The sequence below is a fragment of the Flavobacterium sp. LMO6 genome, from assembly GCF_009495795.1.
Classification (GTDB): Bacteria; Bacteroidota; Bacteroidia; order Flavobacteriales; family Flavobacteriaceae; genus Flavobacterium.
This window is the reverse complement of sequence record NZ_WIBH01000137.1, coordinates 1-201: the sequence shown is the minus strand read 5'-3', so window position 1 is coordinate 201 and position 201 is coordinate 1. Positions and strand designations below refer to the sequence as shown.

Genomic DNA, 201 nt, shown 5'->3' with positions numbered 1-201 from the left:
CACAGCAACTTCTACAACAACAGGATTTGATTTACAAGTAATAACAAGTAACCCATTAGTTGCTGGAACCATTTATTTTGAAGTTACAGCAGTACGTAATGGTTGTACAGGTAATACATTACAGAGCGGAGTTGTAACTGTGAATGCAAATCCAGGATTGCCAATACCTTCGCCTGTAAAAACAATATGTAGTGAAGACAG

Annotated in this window: 1 protein-coding gene; it reads left to right on the top strand. The window is 37.3% G+C overall.

The features are described from left to right. Positions 1-201, top strand: a 201-nt coding sequence (locus tag GFJ99_RS13625) for a hypothetical protein (protein ID WP_162524046.1), incomplete at both ends; no start/stop codon positions are given.